The sequence below is a fragment of the Spiroplasma endosymbiont of Clivina fossor genome (assembly GCF_964031115.1).
Lineage (GTDB): Bacteria > Bacillota_I > Bacilli_A > Mycoplasmatales > Nriv7 > Nriv7.
Window position 1 is genome coordinate 311,866 of record NZ_OZ035006.1, and the last position, 22,446, is coordinate 334,311.

Consider the following 22,446-nt stretch of genomic DNA (forward strand, 5'->3'; position numbering starts at 1 on the left):
ATGGAAAAAATAATTCAAGAACTAGTAAATACTTTAACAGATGATCAATTTTTAGAATTTTATGAAAAAGTCAAACAACAAGCAGAATTAATAAAAAAACAAAAACGTTTAAATGAAATTGATCAAAAATTTAGAGCGCAAGGTATTAAATGCCCTAAATGTGAATCTTACCATTGCGTTAAAAATGGACATAATTCAGAAGGAAAACAAAAATATTTATGTAAAAATTGCCGTGCAAGTTTTGACGCTTTTCGTAATCATTTTATTTATTGAAGTCATTTAAATTATGAACAATGAAATTTATTGATTCAAATTTCATTGCTGGGGCAATCTAGTAAAACAATTTCTCGTTTTATTAAAACTACATTAAAAACTGCTTGATATAATCGTCAAAAATTAATGAAATCAAAACAATTAGAAAATACCCAATTAAAATTTAAAAAATTATCTGGTAAAATCCAAATCGATGAAACATTTATTAAAGAAATCCATAAAGGAAATTTCAAATATAAAACTGATCCACGAAGAATTCACCTTGACCCATTCGCAACTAATACTAAATGTTGTATTCAAATGGCAATTGATAATAATAACAATATTTATGTTAAATCCACAAACACCAAACGTTTACAAAAACAATGAGTTATTGAAAATATGAACAAAGAATTAATTAACGAAAATTCAATTATTACTTCTGATATGCAAAAATTATATTTTTTAGTAGCAAAACAAACAAATTCTACTTTATGTGTAACTAAAACAACAACTAATCCTGAAGCTAGTTATCGTAACTTAAATAAAATCAGTAAATTACAATCTAGTCTTAAAGAAGCCTTAATTCATTATCATGGTTTAGGTTTTACTAATATTCAAAATTATTTAAATCTCTGAAAATGAAAATACCAACATAAGGGTTTAACTCCAAACCAACAAACAGCGGTATTATATTTTAATGTATAAAAAAGTTAAAGTAAAAATAGTAATTTTACATAAAAGCCTTTTAAAATTATCAAGTTGATGATTTTTTTTATTTTATCAAGAGTTTTCGACAAAATTAAAGAAATAAACTAGTATAATTACGGTGAAACCGTTCAATCTTTCCGTTGCTCTGAGGAGAACGGATTGGTGTGGTTTCATGGATAATTCCATTTTTTGAAAGAAAGGTTGTAAAAGGCCTTTCTTTTACTTTGTATGCTTTTTTATTACTTCAATTAGTAGTAGTGAATTCCGGAGCATTATCAGTGCGAATGCGTTTAATTGTTATGCCAAGTTCACTAAAAAATCTTTCATTGCTCTTTGCATGGCATTAATGGCATTGTTGGTTCCTAAACTATCATACACATATCCAAAAGCAATTCTTGTTTTTTCGTCAATGAAATCATAAACATATAATCTATACTTAGCAATAGGAAAATTTTTATCAGTAAACACTTTAGCATCCATTTGCAGTAGTCCAATATCTGAAACTTCATAACGCTTAAAATGGCGTTTTGCTTTTTTCATTTGCGTTTTTATTTCTCCATAGCGTTTGTCTTGTTTAATTCAACGATAAAAAGTATTAATTGATTTGGGGACATTATTTGTATCGATATCATACACATTTTTTTGATGAATATTATGATAAAGCGATAATACACCGCCCGCACCTACAAATTTGTAATCAAAGTAATAATCACAAATTTGTTTTCTGGTTTCTAATGAAAATTGATATTTAATATTTTTTGGTGTTGTTGATTTAAACTGTAATTCATAAAAGTTGCCTTGATAATAACCATTAATAATTTTTTAGCTCAAATATAAAATGTCATTTTACTACCACGAAAATATTTTTTAATCAATTTATTTACAGATATGTTATCTGTATTATTCATATATAAGTTGGTACATAAATTGAGATATTTACTTACTCATTTTTTTGCTTTATGATAATATTTCTCATGATAAATCGTAGTCATTCAAGATTGTAATTTAGCTTTTAAATCTGCTAAATCATTTTTAGGCACAATATACTTCATTTTCTATTTCCTTTGGATAGGCTACAATAAATTGGACCATAATTATATAGACTTCAAAATTATTAAGAAAGAAGGAATATAAAAATGGGAAATAAAACCTCATACTCATACTCTGAAGAATTTAAAAAACAAATTGTAATGCTATACAAAAATGGCAAAAGTGTTATTAATTTAGGGAAAGAATATAATTTACCAAAACCAACTATTTATAGTTGAGTTAAAAATTATAATAATTCTGGGTCATTTAAAGCAAAAGATAATCGCACTGTCGAAGAAAATGAATTAATTTACTTGCGAAAAGAAAACCAACAATTACGAATGGAAAATGACATTTTAAAGCAAGCAGCACTGATAATCGGCAAAAAATAACAATAATTAATAACAACAAAACTAAATATTCAGTGAGGAAAATATGTAAGATTTTAGGTTTACTAAAATCAACATATTATTATCAAACTAATAAATGCACTAAGTTTGATATTAATAATTATGAACAAGAAGTTATCAGTGCATTTAATAAAAGTCGTAAGATTTATGGTGCTCGTAAAATTAAAGCTGTTTTAATAAGAAAAAATATCATCTTATCACGACGAAAAATCCGATTCATTATGATCAAAAATAATTTGGTTTCTAAATACACCAAATTAAAATATCGTAATCATGAAAAAACAGTTAATAATGACCAAATTAATAATGTTTTAAATCGTCAATTTAATGACCAAAAACCCAATGAAGTTGTTGTTAGTGATTTAACATATGTTCAAGTTGGTACTAAATGACATTATATTTGTTTATTAATTGACTTGTTTAATCGCGAAGTAATTGGCTATAGTGCTGGACCAAATAAAACTGCTGAACTAGTTCAACAAGCTTTTCACAAGATAACACGACCATTAAATAAAATAACTTTATTTCATACTGATCGTGGTAATGAATTCAAAAATAAAATCATTGATGAAATTTTAATAACCTTTAAAATTCAAAGATCATTAAGTACCAAAGGATGCCCGTATGATAATGCTGTTGCTGAAGCAACTTACAAAACCTTTAAAACTGAATTTATTAACGGTAAAAAATTTGCAAACTTAACACAATTAAAATGCGAACTATTTGATTTTGTTAATTGATATAACAATATTCGAATTCATGGCAGTTTAAATTATTTAACTCCCGTTGAATTTAGAAAATACCAGTCTACATAAAAAGTGTCCTAAAAAGGGTTACCATTCCACTTTTTTATTTTTTTCTATATCAAACACATAAAACAGTTAATATCCATAGATAATAATTAGTATAATGAAAAAAATAATTAATTACTCACAATTAAATAAAAAATATGACTTAAATTTTAGTGACAATAACTTTGGTTTTACTTGAGAAATCTTTAAGGAACTAGTTGGCGACGATTGAGCAGAATATTTTACAACTAGGTGTTTTTATCGATTTGTACCTACTGCTAGAATGACTTTTAAAACTTGAAACTGTTTAACTTGAGATTTATGAATTTGTTGTAACTTTACAGATACATCCGCTCAAGAAGTACGACGCTATGAAAATACACACCCTGAAACAACAATTGCTGATTTATATAATTTATGTCAATATTTAGAAGAAAAGTATGGCGTTCAAATTGGACCCGAACACTCTAAGGTGACTGGGATAGTTTGAAAATTGAATAAAGAAGGCGGAGAAATAATTTTTCCTTCCAATCAACGAATAACTTTTATTGGTTATGCCAACGGTAATAGAATTTTTGGAACAACTGTAAAAGGTTCTAGTTTTTTGTGTTCACGAACTGACGAAATAATTATGGCAGAAGAAAAAGAAACTTTGACTGATAAACAACTAATTTATAGATATGAGCGTTTACAAATGTCAATGTTTCGTAGCAATCGGATTAAAGTTTCTGACAAACCCATAAAAGAACTTTCTTGAACCTTTGTTGATAAAATGACAGGGCAACAAGAAACTCGTTACTTATGAAAAAGTTTTTTTGTCGCGTTCACTTGCAACCCCTATGATAAATATCACCCATTTTATGAAAAATACTGTACGCCATTTTTACCATTAAACGACAAGATAATGAATTTATTAAAAGAAACTGGTAAAGTTTGATACGAAAATGAAAAAGAATTTGAAGGTTTAGGAATTTTTGTTTTAAGACTAACATTAGACTCTACTTGAAATAAATTGCCAGAAATTTCAAGAAAAAAAGTAAACCAACTTAAAAAAGATAACCCCGATGAATATGCTATTGTAAAATATGGTTTTGAGTACTCAGACAGTGATAGTACTATCTTTCCGTTTCGAAAACATTTAAAATATACACAAAAATACGATTTAAAAGATTTTTATGTTGCCACTATTGATATGTATAAATTTGATTTTTATAGTATCGGGATTGATTGAGCAACTGGGCCAATCGATCATACTGTGCTAAAATTTTGGGGATTTCAAGAATATAAAAAAACTGAACTTTACGATCCATATTTAATATGTGAAATTGTTGTAACCCCCGAAGATAATTTTTCTGAAAATGAAAAAATTAGTCATCTTGTAGAAGAAATAATGACTTTAAGAGCAAATTTTTATAATTTTGCTGATGTTATTTTTAATTACGATGATAAAGCAAAAACCGCTATGGAATGAATTAAAACAAAATTAATCGAAGATTATAGTTTTAACATTCGTGCCAACACAGCCATTAAGCACGCAACACCATTAACCAAAGAAGCCGGTTTAACAGACCGCGTTATTTGAATGCGTAATTTGTTTGGATTTGGTAATTGTCATATAAATTTACAAAATAATCCTTTTACTGCCAAATGCTACGAAGAATTACGATATGATGAAAAACGCACTAATGTTCCTGATCCAAAAATGTATCTTGATCCTTATGATGCAGACTTTTATGCGTTATATGCTGTAAGACAATTTATTAGAGGTAAACAAAATAATTTATAAAAGAAAAACACCAAATGATATGGTGTTTTTTGCTGTTTTGACACTGTCAATCAACTATATCATGATTATAACATTTTTAAGTAAAAGGATGTTTTTCATTTATTATCTTTACTACCCATTGGCAAAACCAAAAAATTAAGGAACTGTACAATTAACTGTGTCTCTAAGTAATTAACTTAAATTCACTCTGTCTTCAAATTTTATCATTAAATGTGAAATTGCACTACCCCAATTTTGAATTGGCATCGTTCATTTCTTAACCATATTTTGAAATGCTAAATAAAATATTTTAAAAACTGATGCGTCATTAGGAAAAATCTTTTTATTCTTAATGACTTTTCTTAATTGACTATTAACAGATTCAATCGCATTAGTTGTGTAAATAATTCTTCTAAATTCCTGAGGATATTCAAGAAAAATTATTAAATTATTTCAGTTATTTTTTCATGATTTAGTAATTTGTGGATACTTTTTATTTCATTTTTCTGAAAAATGATCTAAAGCAATTAACGCTATTTCTTCATTAATTGCTGTATAAATTGATTTTAAATCATTAGCTACAAGTTTGCGATCTTTGTAAGGAACAAATTTTAAACTATTGCGAATTTGATGAACAATGCATAATTGATGCTGTGTTTTTGGGAAAACAGCTTCTATTGCATCAGACATCCCAGTTAAATTATCACTACAAGCAACAAGAATATCTTGTAACCCACGATTTTTCATTTCCGTAAGATTATTAAGTCAAAATTTGGCTCCCTCATTCTCACTAATTCACATTCCTAAAATATCTTTTAAACCATCTAAATTAATTCCTAAGGCAAGATAAACTGCTTTATTTATTATTCGTTTATCTTGCTTTACTTTAACAACAATACAATCAAAATAAACAATCGGATAAATCTTCTCTAAAGGTTTAGTTTGTCACATTTTAACTTCTTCAATAACATCATCAGTTATTTGACTAATTAAACTTTCTGAAATTTCTGCTCCGTGATAGAATTCTTGCAATTGTGCTTTGATATCAGAAATTGTCATTCCTCTTGCATATAAAGAAATTACTTTTTGATCAAAGTTATCAAATCTTCTTTGTCTTTTCGGAATAATTACTGGTTCAAAAGTACTATTTCGATCTCTTGGTACATCAATTGCGATTGAACCATTTTTAGTAATAATGGTTTTTTGTGTGTTGCCATTTCTTTTATTATGATTCTCATCAGTTTCAAGATAATCTTTAATTTCCGTATTTAACATTCGTTCAGTTAATTTTTTGGTAAATTCCTGAAAAATAGTATTGCCTTTAAATAAATCTTGTGGATTATCAATATTTTCTAAAAAATAATCAACAACTTTATCAATTGCGTTAGGTTCTTTTTTTATTTTTTTTATTTTTTGTCATTTTCTGTTCTCCTTCGTTTAAGTATAATTCAGAATGAATTATCGAGACACAGAATTTTGGACAGGCCCCAAATTTTTAAAAATCCAACCCCGCGTAAACATATTTAATTATTTTAATTTTTAACCAATAATTTAGAAATTGCTTTCATAAACTTATCTTTCTTATTTAACTTTACACCACTTTTAATCATTTCATCACTGTAACTAATTGTTTTTCTTTTCATTTTAATTTCCCTCCTTAAACTTAATTCACAATTATTAATTATTAATATATTACCACTTATTTTAATGTTTCTAAATATAAATCTACAAATACAACTCAGAAAAATGATCTATTGCAATCTTATATTCTTTTTTATAAAAATTAATATAATCTCTAACATCCATTTTATCGCCGTTAATATTTTTTTCACTTTTTTGAAATGTTTCCTTTCAGCATTGATCATAATGGACTATTTCAAATAGTTCATCAAGGTCTGCATCTTCAAAAAATAAATAAATATTATCAATAAAACTTTTAATTTCTTTACTTAAATTAATTTCACTTTTTGTATTAAAAATTAAAGATCTATTATGTTGTTTACGAATACTTCTAATAACATTTATTGAATATACTTAATTTTAGGTATATTTTAATATGATAGAGGTGGATAATAATTATGGAAAAAATAATTCAAGAACTAGTAAATACTTTAACAGATGATCAATTTTTAGAATTTTATGAAAAAGTCAAACAACAAGCAGAATTAATAAAAAAACAAAAACGGTTAAATGAAATTGATCAAAAATTTAGAGCGCAAGGTATTTAAATGCCCTAAATGTGAATCTTACCATTGCGTTAAAAATGGACATAATTCAGAAGGAAAACAAAAATATTTATGTAAAAATTGCCGTGCAAGTTTTGACGTTTTTCGTAATCATTTTATTTATTGAAGTCATTTAAATTATGAACAATGAAATTTATTGATTCAAATTTCATTGCTGGGGCAATCTAGTAAAACAATTTCTCGTTTTATTAAAACTACATTAAAAACTGCTTGATATAATCGTCAAAAATTAATGAAATCAAAACAATTAGAAAATACCCAATTAAAATTTAAAAAATTATCTGGTAAAATCCAAATCGATGAAACATTTATTAAAGAAATCCATAAAGGAAATTTCAAATATAAAACTGATCCACGAAGAATTCACCTTGACCCATTCACAACTAATACTAAATGCTGTATTCAAATGGCAATTGATAATAATAACAATATTTATGTTAAATCCACAAACACCAAACGTTTACAAAAACAATGAGTTATTGAAAATATGAACAAAGAATTAATTAACGAAAATTCAATTATTACTTCTGATATGCAAAAATTATATTTTTTAGTAGCAAAACAAACAAATTCTACTTTATGTGTAACTAAAACAACAATTAATCCTGAAGCTAGTTATCGTAACTTAAATAAAATCAGTAAATTACAATCTAGTCTTAAAGAAGCCTTAATTCATTATCATGGTTTAGGTTTTACTAATATTCAAAATTATTTAAATCTCTGAAAATGAAAATACCAACATAAGGGTTTAACTCCAAACCAACAAACAGCGGTATTATATTTTAATAGACTTGGTACATAACTATAACTAGCTTAATTCAAAATTATATATTCCTGAAATTAAGTTAAATCGTAATCCAAATCTTCTAATCTTATTGCGATAACGATAAACTAGTATTTTAAATCTTTTTAATCTAGCAAAAACATGTTCAATGACAATTCTAACTTTATTTAAAAAGCTATTATATTCCTTTTTATCTGGATTTAAAGGATTATTTTTACTCTTTTTAATTGGCAATAATGTATTTTTATGAACATTTTGCAAACCTTGATATCCTGAATCGGCAATTAATTCTAATTTTGGATTTATAAGTGTATTTGATTTTAAAAATAACTTATAATCATGAGTACTGCCATAACAAAAATCTACTGAAATAATTTTATTGTTAAATAAATCAATAATTATTTGCGATTTTAATGAATGTTGCCTTTTCTTACCAGAAAATAATAATTTTAGTTTTTTTTAATTCTTTCAATTGGAATTTCTGTAGCATCAATTGCTAATAAATTATTAGTAGTACCCTTATTTTCTAATAATATCTTTTTGCCAGGTATATGAAAGTGACTATTTTTTATTAGAGTATTTTCAACTCAAAAGATATTACGAATACAACTAACATGACTAATATTATATTTTTTTGCAATAATACGATATGTACTATATTCTTTTCAGTATTCTAAAGTCATAAGTAATCTTTGCTCTATTGATAATTTATTTGGTCTACCACCAATTTGTTTTTGTTTAGCTTCACCTTCTTTTAAAATTTCTACCATTTTCATGAAAGTTTTATATTTTATGCCTATTAAACTATAAAATTCGTTTTCGTCTTTGTATTTATCTAACATTTGTACTTCACCTAGGAAATAATATTATCAAAATAGTAGATAAAATTAAAGGTTATGTACCAAGTCTATTCAAATTACAACTATTCCGGCTCATATTAGTGGTGGCAAAGAAATTGATTTAACTCAAGAAACACTTTGACTTTTAATAGCAAACATTAGACTTCTTGCAAAATTAATATGATAATTATAATTTTTAAATTTAAAATAAATATAAAAGTGTTATTAAAATAATTTTTAGATTATTTTTACAAATATTTTGTCATTAAAACATAATAAAAATTATTATTTACAATAAAAAAAGACTGAAATTTTAAATTATCAAATATATTTAAACTAATAGTTGTAAATTATAAATTGAAGCTATTAAATTAAATCTTAAAGCAAATCTTTTTCTACGATTTCGATATTTTTCACTAATAATTTTAAATTTTTTAAGTATAGCAAAAACATTTTCAATAACAATTCTCATTTTTGAAATTCGCTCATTATTTTGCTTTTCTTCTTTATTTAAAGGGTTTTTCTTTGATTTTCTTTTAGGAATTAAAACATTATGATTAATTTTTTGTATGCCTTGATAACCTAAATCCACTAAAACAGTTGTTTCTGGTAAAAATTTAATTTTTGAATCTTTTAAAATTTTAAAGTCATGGTTTTTACCATAAGAAAAATCAGAACTAATAATTTTTTTACTATCTTTTTCAATTATAACTTGTGTTTTTATTGTGTGTTTTTTCTTTTTTCCTGAGTAGTGCTGTTTTTGTCTTTTTTTGGGCGTTGGATTTGGCTTTCAGTTACATCAATTATAACAGTCTTATCTTTGAAATAATCTTTTAATAGTGATTTTTGACCAGTAAGTTGTTGAAAATTAGGGTGTTTTATTAAAGTGTCTTCAATTCATTTGATATTTCTATAACAACTACTTTCACTAATATCATAACTTTTTGCAATATGAAAATAAGTTCTATATTCTCTTCAATATTCTAAAGTCATTAAAATACGATTTTCTAATGATAATTTATTGGTTCTTCCGCGACGAAATCTCTTTTTTAATTCTTCTATTTTTAAAATTTCTAGCATTTTATTAAAAGTAGTATGTTTAATACCAGTTAATCTTAAAAAATTTTTATCACTTATTTGATTATTTTTTTTAAATTTCATTTAAATTCCACCTTTTTATTAAAAACAACAATTCAATTATATTTTAAATTAATTTTGCAAGAAGTCTATTGCTTTTTGATTCTTAACAGCGATTATGGTGTGATTTATTCTAATGCTCCTTTGAAAAACCATATCAGTATTTAGATAGGGAAAAAATTAATGTCAAGAAGTTACATTGTGATGCATTCCCAAAGAAATTCAAAATTAATTAGGAAAAAATATAATCGTGTTAAGGTTAATCGTGGTTTTAACAAATTTAAGAAAAACTTTGAATATAAATGATGAATGTTTTAAAAAGAAAGGGGATGATTATATGATTGAAACTTTCTTGGCCGATGCACCCTGCAACAGTAGAAAAAATAACAGCTAGTGATGCGATGACTAAATTATGAAATGCAATTATAACGGCTTTTACTAAAATGTGAGAAATTATTGCTGTTAATATGCCACAAGTCGGTAACTTCTTTGCTGACTACTGAATATTCATTTTTCCATTTATTTTGGCAATATTCTTTATTTGCTTTAAAATGTTTGAAAAATTACTTGGAGCGGCACGCTAACAAAAAAATAAAGTGAGGTGCAAGATGAAATTTTGCAAATGAATAATAGAAAAAAATAACCATTTTATTGAATTAAATCGCACCTCATTTTTAATTTTATGACATTGAGGAGCAATTTGATACATTTACAACGGTTATTTAAAAAACATTGTGAGCTATTTATTTTTAGTAGGTTGTATTTTGGTTTTCCTTTTCAAAATCAGCAATTTAACACAAATTAACAAAGTTATTAATTTCTTAAAAAACTCTCACCATTAAATATTGTTATTGGTTCATTAGGAACTGGAAAAACTGCCTTTCTAGTATACGCATCAAAATTACTAAAAAAGAAGAAATATCATATCGCATCAACTTTTCCATTACTAGAAACCCAAAAATTAAGTTTAGGACATATGGGATTATTAGACTTTGATTATCCGGTATTGCCAGACAAAACCTTACTTTTGTGAGATGAAACCAACTTATTTTTAGAAGGAACTGATTGAGAAAAAAATAATACTAAAAACGAAGAAACCGGTATTCAAGAATATTTCGCTCTGGCACGCCATTTCGGTCATATTGTGCTGGCTAGCGGTCAAAGAGATAAACATATTTGAGTTAAAGTTCGTGACATTGCCAATAATGTGATTGTGGGAATTCGTAAAAAACCAGTTAATATTTTTCGTCCTTACTTAAAAGTCATCTATGGCACCTTTCTTTACAAGCATCGAAGAATATGAACGCTGACGAAACACCTTAATTGATGCTAAAAATAGTAAAAAAGGTCGTCGCATTAAATATCGTGATATTTCTGAACTTGATATTTATTTTTTTAAACTAAAAATTCCTCTACCCATACTTAACACTTACAATTCTTTTTACTTAGCGTTTTTAAGAGATTATTTAAATTCAAAAGTAAATCCTGACTATGAAGACAAATACTATACTGACACCGCAATTGATTTAGAGGACTTAGAATACTTAAAAATGGATAAATTTAGCAAATTTTTAAGAAAAATGAAAGAAAAATAACGGTTAACCCTGTTTTTAGTAGCGACAATTATTATTTAGACATTAATTAAATTAAATTAAGTTTTATTTAATATTTTTGTTTCATTATCAGTGTAATTTCAATAACAATCATAATTCAGAAAAAAAATTGCCATTGGTGTAAAATCAAATAAAAACTCAAATATATTATATACAAGAGTTCGAGCACCTTCTAAAAATTTTAAATAAGGGTTTCTTCGGCGGTTGGACTATTTATCATATTTCACCTCCTTTCTAATGTTGTCGCTACTAAAAACGCAATCAACCATAACATTATTTTACTCTATGAAAGGAACAATAAAAAATGGAAAATCTTGCAAAAATGGCGGACTTTCTCGCTCAAATGCTTTATAAAGTTTTTGATTTAATTTGAAGTCTTGAAGTACCGGGAACAAATATTCAACTAATATTTCCTTTATTCTTAACGCTGGCTGTAGAATTTCTTATGGCAATTATTCTCGGTTTTAGCAGTCAACAAGTTAATTTAGAAAAACAACGCCGATATGCCGTTAAAAATAGTGGTCGCTTAAGTGCGTGAGGAAAAGTTAAAAAACAAATACAACCAATAAATCCAAATAAAATTAATTGAAAACAAAGAAATAAAAAAACAAAACAAGGTAACTAACAATGTTTAAACTAATTATTATTTTTATCTTAATAACTGTTCTTGGATTATTAGCTGGTAGTCATTTTGAAACTTTAACAAACTATATTAGCGAAGGCCTCGCGAATTTCCAAAAGTTTATTACTAGCAATTTAACAATTTTAGAATTATTTAAACCAATGGCACGAACATTTTCTCAACATCCAATCTTCACTATTATTGGCGTTACTTGTGTACTTATTGCCTTATTTATTGTGATTAAAGGTAGGTTAAAAAAATGAAACATGAACTAAAAAAACAAGAATTAAAAATAGAGAATGACAAATTAAAAATAATTAAAGAAAGGAACTTAATAGTTAATTATGTTAAATTCTAATTTATTAAATAAAATTAATGTTAATGATGAATGATATACACAAATTGGATAGGCTACAATAAATTGGACCATAATTATATAGACTTCAAAATTATTAAGAAAGAAGGAATATAAAAATGGGAAATAAAACCTCATACTCTGAAGAATTTAAAAAACAAATTGTAATGCTATACAAAAATGGCAAAAGTGTTATTAATTTAGGGAAAGAATATAATTTACCAAAACCAACTATTTATAGTTGAGTTAAAAATTATAATAATTCTGGGTCATTTAAAGCAAAAGATAATCGCACTGTCGAAGAAAATGAATTAATTTACTTGCGAAAAGAAAACCAACAATTACGAATGGAAAATGACATTTTAAAGCAAGCAGCACTGATAATCGGCAAAAAATAACAATAATTAATAACAACAAAACTAAATATTCAGTGAGGAAAATATGTAAGATTTTAGGTTTACTAAAATCAACATATTATTATCAAGCTAATAAATGCACTAAGTTTGATATTAATAATTATGAACAAGAAGTTATCAGTGCATTTAATAAAAGTCGTAAGATTTATGGTGCTCGTAAAATTAAAGCTGTTTTAAATAAGAAAAAATATGATCTTATCACGACGAAAAATCCGATTCATTATGATCAAAAATAATTTGGTTTCTAAATACACCAAATTAAAATATCGTAATCATGAAAAAACAGTTAATAATGACCAAATTAATAATGTTTTAAATCGTTAATTTAATGACCAAAAACCCAATGAAGTTGTTGTTAGTGATTTAACATATGTTCAAGTTGGTACTAAATGACATTAGACTTCTTGCAAAATTAATTTAAAATATAATTGAATTGTTGTTTTTAATAAAAAGGTGGAATTTAAATGAAATTTAAAAAAAATAATCAAATAAGTGATAAAAATTTTTTAAGATTAACTGGTATTAAACATACTACTTTTAATAAAATGCTAGAAATTTTAAAAATAGAAGAATTAAAAAAGAGATTTCGTCGCGGAAGAACCAATAAATTATCATTAGAAAATCGTATTTTAATGACTTTAGAATATTGAAGAGAATATAGAACTTATTTTCATATTGCAAAAAGTTATGATATTAGTGAAAGTAGTTGTTATAGAAATATCAAATGAATTGAAGACACTTTAATAAAACACCCTAATTTTCAACAACTTACTGGTCAAAAATCACTATTAAAAGATTATTTCAAAGATAAGACTGTTATAATTGATGTAACTGAAAGCCAAATCCAACGCCCAAAAAAAGACAAAAACAGCACTACTCAGGAAAAAAGAAAAAACACACAATAAAAACACAAGTTATAATTGAAAAAGATAGTAAAAAAATTATTAGTTCTGATTTTTCTTATGGTAAAAACCATGACTTTAAAATTTTAAAAGATTCAAAAATTAAATTTTTACCAGAAACAACTTTTAATTTTGTCGAAAACTCTTGATAAAATAAAAAAAATCATCAACTTGATAATTTTAAAAGGCTTTTATGTAAAATTACTATTTTTACTTTAACTTTTTTATACATTAAAATATAATACCGCTGTTTGTTGGTTTGGAGTTAAACCCTTATGTTGGTATTTTCATTTTCAGAGATTTAAATAATTTTGAATATTAGTAAAACCTAAACCATGATAATGAATTAAGGCTTCTTTAAGATTAGATTGTAATTTACTGATTTTATTTAAGTTACGATAACTAGCTTCAGGATTAATTGTTGTTTTAGTTACACATAAAGTAGAATTTGTTTGTTTTGCTACTAAAAAATATAATTTTTGCATATCAGAAGTAATAATTGAATTTTCGTTAATTAATTCTTTGTTCATATTTTCAATAACTCATTGTTTTTGTAAACGTTTGGTGTTTGTGGATTTAACATAAATATTGTTATTATTATCAATTGCCATTTGAATACAGCATTTAGTAGAGCCTGTCCAAAATTCTGTGTCTCGATAATTCATTCTGAATTATACTTAAAAGAAGGAGAACAGAAAATGACAAAAAAAATAAAAAAAGAACCTGACGCAATTGATAAAGTTGTTGATTATTTTTTAGAAAATATTGATAATCCACAAGATTTATTTAAAGGCAATACTATTTTTCAGGAATTTACCAAAAAATTAACTGAACGAATGTTAAATACGGAAATTAAAGATTATCTTGAAACTGATGAGAATCATAATAAAAGAAATGGCAACACACAAAAAACCATTATTACTAAAAATGGTTCAATCGCAATTGATGTACCAAGAGATCGAAATAGTACTTTTGAACCAGTAATTATTCCAAAAAGACAAAGAAGATTTGATAACTTTGATCAAAAAGTAATTTCTTTATATGCAAGAGGAATGACAATTTCTGATATCAAAGCACAATTGCAAGAATTCTATCACGGAGCAGAAATTTCAGAAAGTTTAATTAGTCAAATAACTGATGATGTTATTGAAGAAGTTAAAATGTGACAAACTAAACCTTTAGAGAAGATTTATCCGATTGTTTATTTTGATTGTATTGTTGTTAAAGTAAAGCAAGATAAACGAATAATAAATAAAGCAGTTTATCTTGCCTTAGGAATTAATTTAGATGGTTTAAAAGATATTTTAGGAATGTGAATTAGTGAGAATGAGGGAGCCAAATTTTGACTTAATAATCTTACGGAAATGAAAAATCGTGGGTTACAAGATATTCTTGTTGCTTGTAGTGATAATTTAACTGGGATGTCTGATGCAATAGAAGCTGTTTTCCCAAAAACACAGCATCAATTATGCATTGTTCATCAAATTCGCAATAGTTTAAAATTTGTTCCTTACAAAGATCGCAAACTTGTAGCTAATGATTTAAAATCAATTTATACAGCAATTAATGAAGAAATAGCGTTAATTGCTTTAGATCATTTTTCAGAAAAATGAAATAAAAAGTATCCACAAATTACTAAATCATGAAAAAATAACTGAAATAATTTAATAATTTTTCTTGAATATCCTCAGGAATTTAGAAGAATTATTTACACAACTAATGCGATTGAATCTGTTAATAGTCAATTAAGAAAAGTCATTAAGAATAAAAAGATTTTTCCTAATGACGCATCAGTTTTTAAAATATTTTATTTAGCATTTCAAAATATGGTTAAGAAATGAACGATGCCAATTCAAAATTGGGGTAGTGCAATTTCACATTTAATGATAAAATTTGAGGACAGAGTGAATTTAAGTTAATTACTTAGAGACACAGTTAATTGTACAGTCCCATTTAGTATTAGTTGCGAATGGGTCAAGGTGAATTCTTCGTGGATCAGTTTTATATTTGAAATTTCCTTTATGGATTTCTTTAATAAATGTTTCATCGATTTGGATTTTACCAGATAATTTTTTAAATTTTAATTGGGTATTTTCTAATTGTTTTGATTTCATTAATTTTTGACGATTATATCAAGCAGTTTTTAATGTAGTTTTAATAAAACGAGAAATTGTTTTACTAGATTGCCCCAGCAATGAAATTTGAATCAATAAATTTCATTGTTCATAATTTAAATGACTTCAATAAATAAAATGATTACGAAAAGCGTCAAAACTTGCACGGCAATTTTTACATAAATATTTTTGTTTTCCTTCTGAATTATGTCCATTTTTAACGCAATGGTAAGATTCACATTTAGGGCATTTAATAGACTTCTTGCAAAATTAATATGATAATTATAATTTTTAAATTTAAAATAAATATAAAAGTGTTATTAAAATAATTTTTAGATTATTTTTACAAATATTTTGTCATTAAAACATAATAAAAATTATTATTTACAATAAAAAAAGACTGAAATTTTAAATTATCAAATATATTTAAACTAATAGTTGTAAATTATAAATTGAAGCTATTAAATTAAATCTTAAAGCAAATCTTTTTCTACGATTTCGATATTTTTCACTAATAATTTTAAATTTTTTAAGTATAGCAAAAACATTTTCAATAACAATTCTCATTTTTGAAATTCGCTCATTATTTTGCTTTTCTTCTTTATTTAAAGGGTTTTTCTTTGATTTTCTTTTAGGAATTAAAACATTATGATTAATTTTTTGTATGCCTTGATAACCTAAATCCACTAAAACAGTTGTTTCTGGTAAAAATTTAATTTTTGAATCTTTTAAAATTTTAAAGTCATGGTTTTTACCATAAGAAAAATCAGAACTAATAATTTTTTTACTATCTTTTTCAATTATAACTTGTGTTTTTATTGTGTGTTTTTTCTTTTTTCCTGAGTAGTGCTGTTTTTGTCTTTTTTTGGGCGTTGGATTTGGCTTTCAGTTACATCAATTATAACAGTCTTATCTTTGAAATAATCTTTTAATAGTGATTTTTGACCAGTAAGTTGTTGAAAATTAGGGTGTTTTATTAAAGTGTCTTCAATTCATTTGATATTTCTATAACAACTACTTTCACTAATATCATAACTTTTTGCAATATGAAAATAAGTTCTATATTCTCTTCAATATTCTAAAGTCATTAAAATACGATTTTCTAATGATAATTTATTGGTTCTTCCGCGACGAAATCTCTTTTTTAATTCTTCTATTTTTAAAATTTCTAGCATTTTATTAAAAGTAGTATGTTTAATACCAGTTAATCTTAAAAAATTTTTATCACTTATTTGATTATTTTTTTTAAATTTCATTTAAATTCCACCTTTTTATTAAAAACAACAATTCAATTATATTTTAAATTAATTTTGCAAGAAGTCTAATACCTTGCGCTCTAAATTTTTGATCAATTTCATTTAACCGTTTTTGTTTTTTTATTAATTCTGCTTGTTGTTTGACTTTTTCATAAAATTCTAAAAATTGATCATCTGTTAAAGTATTTACTAGTTCTTGAATTATTTTTTCCATAATTATTATCCACCTCTATCATATTAAAAATATACCTAAAATTAAGTATATTCAATAAATATCAAGAGTTTTCGACAAAATTAAAAGAAACAACTGTTTTAGTGGATTTAGGTTATCAAGGCATACAAAAAATTAATCATAATGTTTTAATTCCTAAAAGAAAATCAAAGAAAAACCCTTTAAATAAAGAAGAAAAGCAAAATAATGAGCGAATTTCAAAAATGAGAATTGTTATTGAAAATGTTTTTGCTATACTTAAAAAATTTAAAATTATTAGTGAAAAATATCGAAATCGTAGAAAAAGATTTGCTTTAAGATTTAATTTAATAGCTTCAATTTATAATTTACAACTATTAGTTTAAATATATTTGATAATTTAAAATTTCAGTTTTTTTTTATTGTAAATAATAATTTTTATTATGTTTTAATGACAAAATATTTGTAAAAATAATCTAAAAATTATTTTAATAACACTTTTATATTTATTTTAAATTTAAAAATTATAATTATCATATTAATTTTGCAAGAAGTCTATTATATTTGTTTATTAATTGACTTGTTTAATCGCAAAGTAATTGGCTATAGTGCTGGACCAAATAAAACTGCTGAGCTAGTTCAACAAGCTTTTCACAAGATAACACGACCATTAAATAAAATAACTTTATTTCATACTGATCGTGGTAATGAATTCAAAAATAAAATCATTGATGAAATTTTAATAACCTTTAAAATTCAAAGATCATTAAGTACCAAAGGATGCCCGTATGATAATGCTGTTCTGTTGCTGAAGCAACTTACAAAACCTTTAAAACTGAATTTATTAACGGTAAAAAATTTGCAAACTTAACACAATTAAAATGCGAACTATTTGATTTTGTTAATTGATATAACAATATTCGAATTCATGGCAGTTTAAATTATTTAACTCCCGTTGAATTTAGAAAATACCAGTCTACATAAAAAGTGTCCTAAAAAGGGTTGCCATTCCAAATATGCGATTAAATCAATTTTAGAATTTTTAAAACCTAATAATACTATTTTATGCCCTTTCGATAAAATTGATAGTGAATTTGTATGTGTTTTAGAAAAAAATGGACATAAAGTTTGGAATAGTCATATTGACGATGGAATTGACTTCTTTAATTACATTAAAAGTAATGTGGATAGATAGGATTATATTATTTCTAACCCCCCATTTAGTAAAAGAAAGCAAGTAATAGAACATTTATTTAATTTAGGTAAACCGTTTGCGATGTTAATACCATTAGTAAGTATTAGACTTCTTGCAAAATTAATTTAAAATATAATTGAATTGTTGTTTTTAATAAAAAGGTGGAATTTAAATGAAATTTAAAAAAAATAATCAAATAAGTGATAAAAATTTTTTAAGATTAACTGGTATTAAACATACTACTTTTAATAAAATGCTAGAAATTTTAAAAATAGAAGAATTAAAAAAGAGATTTCGTCGCGGAAGAACCAATAAATTATCATTAGAAAATCGTATTTTAATGACTTTAGAATATTGAAGAGAATATAGAACTTATTTTCATATTGCAAAAAGTTATGATATTAGTGAAAGTAGTTGTTATAGAAATATCAAATGAATTGAAGACACTTTAATAAAACACCCTAATTTTCAACAACTTACTGGTCAAAAATCACTATTAAAAGATTATTTCAAAGATAAGACTGTTATAATTGATGTAACTGAAAGCCAAATCCAACGCCCAAAAAAAGACAAAAACAGCACTACTCAGGAAAAAAGAAAAAACACACAATAAAAACACAAGTTATAATTGAAAAAGATAGTAAAAAAATTATTAGTTCTGATTTTTCTTATGGTAAAAACCATGACTTTAAAATTTTAAAAGATTCAAAAATTAAATTTTTACCAGAAACAACTGTTTTAGTGGATTTAGGTTATCAAGGCATACAAAAAATTAATCATAATGTTTTAATTCCTAAAAGAAAATCAAAGAAAAACCCTTTAAATAAAGAAGAAAAGCAAAATAATGAGCGAATTTCAAAAATGAGAATTGTTATTGAAAATGTTTTTGCTATACTTAAAAAATTTAAAATTATTAGTGAAAAATATCGAAATCGTAGAAAAAGATTTGCTTTAAGATTTAATTTAATAGCTTCAATTTATAATTTACAACTATTAGTTTAAATATATTTGATAATTTAAAATTTCAGTCTTTTTTTATTGTAAATAATAATTTTTATTATGTTTTAATGACAAAATATTTGTAAAAATAATCTAAAAATTATTTTAATAACACTTTTATATTTATTTTAAATTTAAAAATTATAATTATCATATTAATTTTGCAAGAAGTCTATTGCTTTAAAACCAATTAGGGAAAAAATAGATCAGTGTGAGTTATTAGTTTTTGATAAAAGAATAAAATTTATTGCTTATATTATGGTATAGTTTGCAAGAATCCGCCAAGTGAAACTGCTTATATTTGTCATAATGTTTTGCCTAAGCAAATTGTTTATAGAAAATTAAAGGAGTTAAAAAATCAATTTGGTGATGAATCTAGTCAGATAACGATTACTATGCAGAATGTTAATAACACTATTGAAGAAGATGGTCTTTTTGACCTTAATGAAAATTATAAGCGAGTTAGTTTGACAATTGGTTCATTTACAGGCGAAATAAATGTTTATTTTAATAATTTTCAAAATATTAGTAATTACTTAACTAAAATAATTGAAAAAGATGCTAATTTCTTTGATGAGATAGTAGATATTGACTATTCTGACAACAAAGAAACTAATTTAATTGTTGCTAAAAAAAGTGCTAATTTTTATAAAAACAAATTTGGCTGAGAAGTTAAAGTAGGTTTCATCCATAAATTAAAAAATTTTGTTATTTCAGTAGATGATTATCATTTTAAACTTACTAAGTTTCTTGATGATACACTTATTATGCCCCTTAATAAAAGTATTTATTGAAGATCAAGATCTTATCAAGGTTTTTGGTTAATAAAAAAATATAAATTTAAAACAAGACTTGTAAAAAAGTCTTGTTTTTATTTGGGAGACAAATAAGATATAATTTAAGGGAAATAAATTAAAAGGTATTAAAGTAGGTGATTTAAATGGCATATGATGTAATTGTTATTGGTGGGGGGCATGCTGGGGTGGAAGCAGCTTTAACTTGTGCACGGTTGAAACATAAGACATTAATGGTTACGCTTGATCCGACAAAGATTGCGAGTATGCCTTGTAATCCATCAATTGGTGGTCCTGCTAAAGGGATTGTTGTTAGAGAAATTGATGCTTTGGGTGGTGAGATGGCTAAAGCTGCGGATAAAACAGCATTACAAATGAAACTATTAAATAGTTCACACGGACCAGCCGTGTGAGCATTAAGAACGCAATCGGATAAGATGGCATATAGTAAATATATGTATGATGTTATCATGCAACAAGAAAATTTAGCGGTGCTATCAGCAATGGTAAATGAGTTATTAATAGAAAATCATACTGTTAAGGGTATCATTTTAAATGACGGTACAATAATTAAAGCTAAAAAAGTTATTTTAACAACAGGTACTTATATGGAAGCTAAAGTTTTACAAGGGTCTAGTGTTAAACAGGAAGGTCCTGATGGACAAAAAGGTTCTTATGGGATATCAAAACAATTAGCACAATTAGGATTTAAAGTTATTCGCTTAAAAACTGGAACACCACCACGCGTTCATAAAGATAGTATTGATTATAGTAAAATGCAATTAGAATTAGGAACTGATTTACCATTAGCATTTTCTTTTTCTACAAAAGAGTTTGTGCCTTTAAAAGAACAAGTTCCTTGTTGACTTATTTATACTAATGAAAACACCCATCAAATTATTAATGAAAATTTAAAGGCATCAGCAATGTATCGTGCTGTTCCCACTAGTGTTGGACCAAGATATTGTCCAAGTATTGAAGATAAGGTTGTTAGATTTGCTGATAAATCACGACATCAAATTTTTTTAGAACCAGAATCCGTTGCTTTAGAAACAATTTATGTTCAAGGATTTTCTACATCAATGCCGATTGATATTCAAGATCGGATGTTAAGAACTTTGCCGGGATTAGAAAATGTTCAAGTTCTTAAATGAGCTTATGCCATTGAATATGATGCTATTGATCCTTTACAACTAAAACCGACTTTAGAAACCAAAATAATTAAAAATTTATTTAGTGCTGGACAAATTAATGGTACTAGTGGCTATGAAGAAGCTGCTTGTCAAGGATTAATGGCAGCGATTAATGTTCATTGTCAATTAGTGAATAAGGCCCCATTTATTTTAAGAAGAGATGAAGCGTATATTGGTGTTTTAATTGATGATTTAGTTACTAAAGGAGTATCGGAACCTTATCGGTTATTAACTTCACGAGCTGAACATCGGATTTTTTTAAGAAATGATAATGCTGAAGATCGGTTAAAACAATATGCTTATGATATTGGTTTAGTAAATAGGGTAGAGTGAGATGAATATCAAAAGCAATGTCAATTACAAAATATTGTTGAAAATGAATTAAGAGTAACACGATTTACACCTAATTCAACAATTCAAAAGGCATTACAAGAAAGTAATTTTTCATTGTTAACTGCTGGTATTAGTGCGTGAGATTTACTAAAACGACCAGAAATATCATTAAATTTTTTAGTACCTTATGTTACTAGTATTAATTTATTAAATCAAAATCAAAAAACTAATTGTGAAATTAAAAATAAATTTAGTGGTTATTTAATTCGTCATCAAAAGCAAATTACGCGAAAAATTAAATTAGAAAAAAAACAAATTCCGCAAGATATTAACTATGATTTTGTTGCTAATATTGCTATTGAAGCCAAAGAAAAATTAAAGTTAGTTCAACCGCTAACAGTCGCTCAAGCTTCACGAATTTCGGGAGTTAATCCCGCCGATATTGTATCATTGTTATTTCATTTACGAAAAAAATATCCACAAACTAGTTAATAATTAGT

General features: G+C 25.4%; 34 protein-coding genes and 2 pseudogenes. 23 read left to right on the forward strand and 13 right to left on the reverse strand.

Features of this window, described 5'->3' with window-relative positions:
* Nucleotides 1-960 (forward strand): IS1/IS1595 family N-terminal zinc-binding domain-containing protein, encoded by a 960-nt coding sequence (locus AAHM82_RS02075; protein ID WP_342264390.1) that lies wholly within the window; start codon nt 1-3, stop codon nt 958-960.
* 300 nt (nt 961-1,260) lie between these two features.
* Here AAHM82_RS02075 and AAHM82_RS02080 read toward each other — a convergent pair whose 3' ends face one another.
* Nucleotides 1,261-1,599: a hypothetical protein gene (locus AAHM82_RS02080; RefSeq protein WP_342264391.1), complete on the reverse strand. Its 339-nt coding sequence runs from the start codon at nt 1,597-1,599 to the stop codon at nt 1,261-1,263.
* A 95-nt stretch (nt 1,600-1,694) separates the two neighbouring features.
* A complete protein-coding gene (locus tag AAHM82_RS02085) occupies nt 1,695-2,015 on the reverse strand; it encodes a hypothetical protein (protein WP_342264392.1) in 321 nt (106 codons plus the stop codon).
* 84 nt (nt 2,016-2,099) lie between these two features.
* Here AAHM82_RS02085 and AAHM82_RS02090 point away from each other — a divergent pair.
* Together AAHM82_RS02090 and AAHM82_RS02095 are read left to right on the forward strand one after the other, a co-directional pair.
* A protein-coding gene (locus tag AAHM82_RS02090; RefSeq protein WP_342264393.1) for an IS3 family transposase occupies nt 2,100-3,217 on the forward strand; the annotation gives its coding sequence in 2 pieces (ribosomal slippage) (nt 2,100-2,349 and nt 2,349-3,217; 1,119 coding nt in all).
* A gap of 94 nt (nt 3,218-3,311) precedes the next feature.
* The gene (locus tag AAHM82_RS02095) at nt 3,312-4,979 is read left to right on the forward strand and encodes a hypothetical protein (protein WP_342264394.1); all 1,668 of its coding nucleotides are present in this window, start codon (nt 3,312-3,314) and stop codon (nt 4,977-4,979) included.
* Between the two features lie 171 nt (nt 4,980-5,150).
* On the opposite strand, the gene AAHM82_RS02100 is transcribed toward AAHM82_RS02095, so the two are convergent.
* Nucleotides 5,151-6,359 (reverse strand): IS256 family transposase, encoded by a 1,209-nt coding sequence (locus AAHM82_RS02100; RefSeq protein WP_425289047.1) that lies wholly within the window; start codon nt 6,357-6,359, stop codon nt 5,151-5,153.
* A gap of 677 nt (nt 6,360-7,036) precedes the next feature.
* Here AAHM82_RS02100 and AAHM82_RS02105 point away from each other — a divergent pair.
* Both AAHM82_RS02105 and AAHM82_RS02110 read left to right on the forward strand, forming a co-directional pair.
* Nucleotides 7,037-7,186 (forward strand): hypothetical protein, encoded by a 150-nt coding sequence (locus AAHM82_RS02105; RefSeq protein ID WP_215826808.1) that lies wholly within the window; start codon nt 7,037-7,039, stop codon nt 7,184-7,186.
* On the forward strand, nt 7,149-8,006 hold the full coding sequence (locus tag AAHM82_RS02110; protein WP_342264395.1) for an IS1/IS1595 family N-terminal zinc-binding domain-containing protein: 858 nt from the start codon (nt 7,149-7,151) through the stop codon (nt 8,004-8,006). Before AAHM82_RS02105 ends, AAHM82_RS02110 begins: the two co-directional genes overlap by 38 nt.
* Nucleotides 8,007-8,012: 6 nt before the next feature.
* Here the strand turns inward: AAHM82_RS02110 and AAHM82_RS02115 are convergent, their stop codons facing one another.
* From AAHM82_RS02115 to AAHM82_RS12745, 4 genes are all read right to left on the reverse strand, one after another.
* Nucleotides 8,013-8,435: a transposase family protein gene (locus AAHM82_RS02115; protein ID WP_342264897.1), complete on the reverse strand. Its 423-nt coding sequence runs from the start codon at nt 8,433-8,435 to the stop codon at nt 8,013-8,015.
* A 2-nt stretch (nt 8,436-8,437) separates the two neighbouring features.
* Entirely contained in the window at nt 8,438-8,830 is a 393-nt protein-coding gene (locus AAHM82_RS02120; protein WP_342263426.1) for a transposase family protein, read from the reverse strand.
* A 328-nt stretch (nt 8,831-9,158) separates the two neighbouring features.
* Nucleotides 9,159-9,551 (reverse strand): transposase family protein, encoded by a 393-nt coding sequence (locus AAHM82_RS12740; RefSeq protein ID WP_342264845.1) that lies wholly within the window; start codon nt 9,549-9,551, stop codon nt 9,159-9,161.
* Nucleotides 9,548-9,988: a transposase family protein gene (locus AAHM82_RS12745; RefSeq protein ID WP_342263396.1), complete on the reverse strand. Its 441-nt coding sequence runs from the start codon at nt 9,986-9,988 to the stop codon at nt 9,548-9,550. The genes AAHM82_RS12740 and AAHM82_RS12745 overlap by 4 nt, the downstream gene beginning before the upstream one ends.
* A gap of 226 nt (nt 9,989-10,214) precedes the next feature.
* Here AAHM82_RS12745 and AAHM82_RS02130 point away from each other — a divergent pair, with 226 nt between their 5' ends.
* From AAHM82_RS02130 to AAHM82_RS12750, 11 genes are all read left to right on the forward strand, one after another.
* Complete coding sequence (locus tag AAHM82_RS02130; RefSeq protein ID WP_342264396.1) at nt 10,215-10,358, forward strand: hypothetical protein; 144 nt, start codon at nt 10,215-10,217, stop codon at nt 10,356-10,358.
* Entirely contained in the window at nt 10,324-10,548 is a 225-nt protein-coding gene (locus tag AAHM82_RS02135; RefSeq protein WP_342264397.1) for a hypothetical protein, read from the forward strand. Before AAHM82_RS02130 ends, AAHM82_RS02135 begins: the two co-directional genes overlap by 35 nt.
* Nucleotides 10,549-10,572: 24 nt before the next feature.
* Nucleotides 10,573-10,806, forward strand: coding sequence for a hypothetical protein (locus AAHM82_RS02140; RefSeq protein ID WP_342264398.1), 234 nt, complete (start codon nt 10,573-10,575; stop codon nt 10,804-10,806).
* A gap of 134 nt (nt 10,807-10,940) precedes the next feature.
* Nucleotides 10,941-11,297, forward strand: coding sequence for a hypothetical protein (locus AAHM82_RS02145; protein ID WP_342264399.1), 357 nt, complete (start codon nt 10,941-10,943; stop codon nt 11,295-11,297).
* Nucleotides 11,233-11,559, forward strand: coding sequence for a hypothetical protein (locus AAHM82_RS02150; protein ID WP_342264400.1), 327 nt, complete (start codon nt 11,233-11,235; stop codon nt 11,557-11,559). The genes AAHM82_RS02145 and AAHM82_RS02150 overlap by 65 nt, the downstream gene beginning before the upstream one ends.
* 322 nt (nt 11,560-11,881) lie before the next feature.
* A complete protein-coding gene (locus tag AAHM82_RS02155) occupies nt 11,882-12,202 on the forward strand; it encodes a hypothetical protein (RefSeq protein ID WP_342262615.1) in 321 nt (106 codons plus the stop codon).
* Between the two features lie 2 nt (nt 12,203-12,204).
* The gene (locus AAHM82_RS02160) at nt 12,205-12,474 is read left to right on the forward strand and encodes a hypothetical protein (protein ID WP_342264401.1); all 270 of its coding nucleotides are present in this window, start codon (nt 12,205-12,207) and stop codon (nt 12,472-12,474) included.
* Between the two features lie 199 nt (nt 12,475-12,673).
* Complete coding sequence (locus AAHM82_RS02165) at nt 12,674-12,952, forward strand: transposase (protein WP_342263780.1); 279 nt, start codon at nt 12,674-12,676, stop codon at nt 12,950-12,952.
* Between the two features lie 32 nt (nt 12,953-12,984).
* Nucleotides 12,985-13,206, forward strand: coding sequence for a hypothetical protein (locus AAHM82_RS02170; RefSeq protein ID WP_342264402.1), 222 nt, complete (start codon nt 12,985-12,987; stop codon nt 13,204-13,206).
* A gap of 228 nt (nt 13,207-13,434) precedes the next feature.
* Complete coding sequence (locus AAHM82_RS02175) at nt 13,435-13,875, forward strand: transposase family protein (RefSeq protein ID WP_342263396.1); 441 nt, start codon at nt 13,435-13,437, stop codon at nt 13,873-13,875.
* A complete protein-coding gene (locus AAHM82_RS12750; RefSeq protein WP_425289048.1) occupies nt 13,872-14,024 on the forward strand; it encodes a hypothetical protein in 153 nt (50 codons plus the stop codon). The genes AAHM82_RS02175 and AAHM82_RS12750 overlap by 4 nt, the downstream gene beginning before the upstream one ends.
* Before the next feature lie 72 nt (nt 14,025-14,096).
* Here AAHM82_RS12750 and AAHM82_RS02180 read toward each other — a convergent pair whose 3' ends face one another.
* Nucleotides 14,097-14,537 carry a hypothetical protein gene (locus AAHM82_RS02180; RefSeq protein WP_342264403.1) on the reverse strand — a complete coding sequence of 147 codons (441 nt, stop codon included), beginning with the start codon at nt 14,535-14,537 and terminating at the stop codon, nt 14,097-14,099.
* Between the two features lie 33 nt (nt 14,538-14,570).
* Here AAHM82_RS02180 and AAHM82_RS02185 point away from each other — a divergent pair, with 33 nt between their 5' ends.
* Nucleotides 14,571-15,791 (forward strand): IS256 family transposase, encoded by a 1,221-nt coding sequence (locus tag AAHM82_RS02185; RefSeq protein ID WP_342263365.1) that lies wholly within the window; start codon nt 14,571-14,573, stop codon nt 15,789-15,791.
* On the opposite strand, the gene AAHM82_RS02190 is transcribed toward AAHM82_RS02185, so the two are convergent.
* The 5 genes and pseudogenes from AAHM82_RS02190 to AAHM82_RS02200 all read right to left on the reverse strand — a co-directional run bounded on the left by AAHM82_RS02190 (nt 15,792) and on the right by AAHM82_RS02200 (nt 17,456).
* Entirely contained in the window at nt 15,792-16,082 is a 291-nt protein-coding gene (locus tag AAHM82_RS02190; RefSeq protein ID WP_342264404.1) for a hypothetical protein, read from the reverse strand.
* Nucleotides 16,083-16,151: 69 nt separating this feature from the next.
* Nucleotides 16,152-16,241, reverse strand: a pseudogene (locus tag AAHM82_RS12755) (IS1/IS1595 family N-terminal zinc-binding domain-containing protein); the annotation flags it as partial.
* Between the two features lie 171 nt (nt 16,242-16,412).
* The gene (locus AAHM82_RS12760) at nt 16,413-16,805 is read right to left on the reverse strand and encodes a transposase family protein (RefSeq protein WP_342264845.1); all 393 of its coding nucleotides are present in this window, start codon (nt 16,803-16,805) and stop codon (nt 16,413-16,415) included.
* Nucleotides 16,802-17,242 carry a transposase family protein gene (locus AAHM82_RS12765; RefSeq protein WP_342263396.1) on the reverse strand — a complete coding sequence of 147 codons (441 nt, stop codon included), beginning with the start codon at nt 17,240-17,242 and terminating at the stop codon, nt 16,802-16,804. Before AAHM82_RS12765 ends, AAHM82_RS12760 begins: the two co-directional genes overlap by 4 nt.
* Nucleotides 17,243-17,285: 43 nt before the next feature.
* Nucleotides 17,286-17,456, reverse strand: coding sequence for a hypothetical protein (locus AAHM82_RS02200; RefSeq protein ID WP_342263450.1), 171 nt, complete (start codon nt 17,454-17,456; stop codon nt 17,286-17,288).
* A gap of 80 nt (nt 17,457-17,536) precedes the next feature.
* Between AAHM82_RS02200 and AAHM82_RS02205 the strand changes: the two genes are divergently transcribed.
* The 6 genes and pseudogenes from AAHM82_RS02205 to mnmG all read left to right on the forward strand — a co-directional run bounded on the left by AAHM82_RS02205 (nt 17,537) and on the right by mnmG (nt 22,438).
* A complete protein-coding gene (locus tag AAHM82_RS02205) occupies nt 17,537-17,818 on the forward strand; it encodes a transposase family protein (RefSeq protein WP_425289049.1) in 282 nt (93 codons plus the stop codon).
* A 173-nt stretch (nt 17,819-17,991) separates the two neighbouring features.
* Nucleotides 17,992-18,416 (forward strand): annotated as a pseudogene (locus AAHM82_RS02210) (IS3 family transposase); the annotation flags it as partial.
* Between the two features lie 383 nt (nt 18,417-18,799).
* The gene (locus AAHM82_RS12770) at nt 18,800-19,240 is read left to right on the forward strand and encodes a transposase family protein (protein WP_342263396.1); all 441 of its coding nucleotides are present in this window, start codon (nt 18,800-18,802) and stop codon (nt 19,238-19,240) included.
* Nucleotides 19,237-19,629: a transposase family protein gene (locus AAHM82_RS12775; protein WP_342264845.1), complete on the forward strand. Its 393-nt coding sequence runs from the start codon at nt 19,237-19,239 to the stop codon at nt 19,627-19,629. The genes AAHM82_RS12770 and AAHM82_RS12775 overlap by 4 nt, the downstream gene beginning before the upstream one ends.
* Before the next feature lie 311 nt (nt 19,630-19,940).
* A complete protein-coding gene (locus tag AAHM82_RS02220) occupies nt 19,941-20,516 on the forward strand; it encodes a hypothetical protein (protein WP_342264405.1) in 576 nt (191 codons plus the stop codon).
* Between the two features lie 50 nt (nt 20,517-20,566).
* Nucleotides 20,567-22,438, forward strand: a complete 1,872-nt coding sequence (mnmG, locus tag AAHM82_RS02225; protein WP_342264406.1) for a tRNA uridine-5-carboxymethylaminomethyl(34) synthesis enzyme MnmG — start codon at nt 20,567-20,569, stop codon at nt 22,436-22,438.
* Nucleotides 22,439-22,446: the final 8 nt, after the last annotated feature.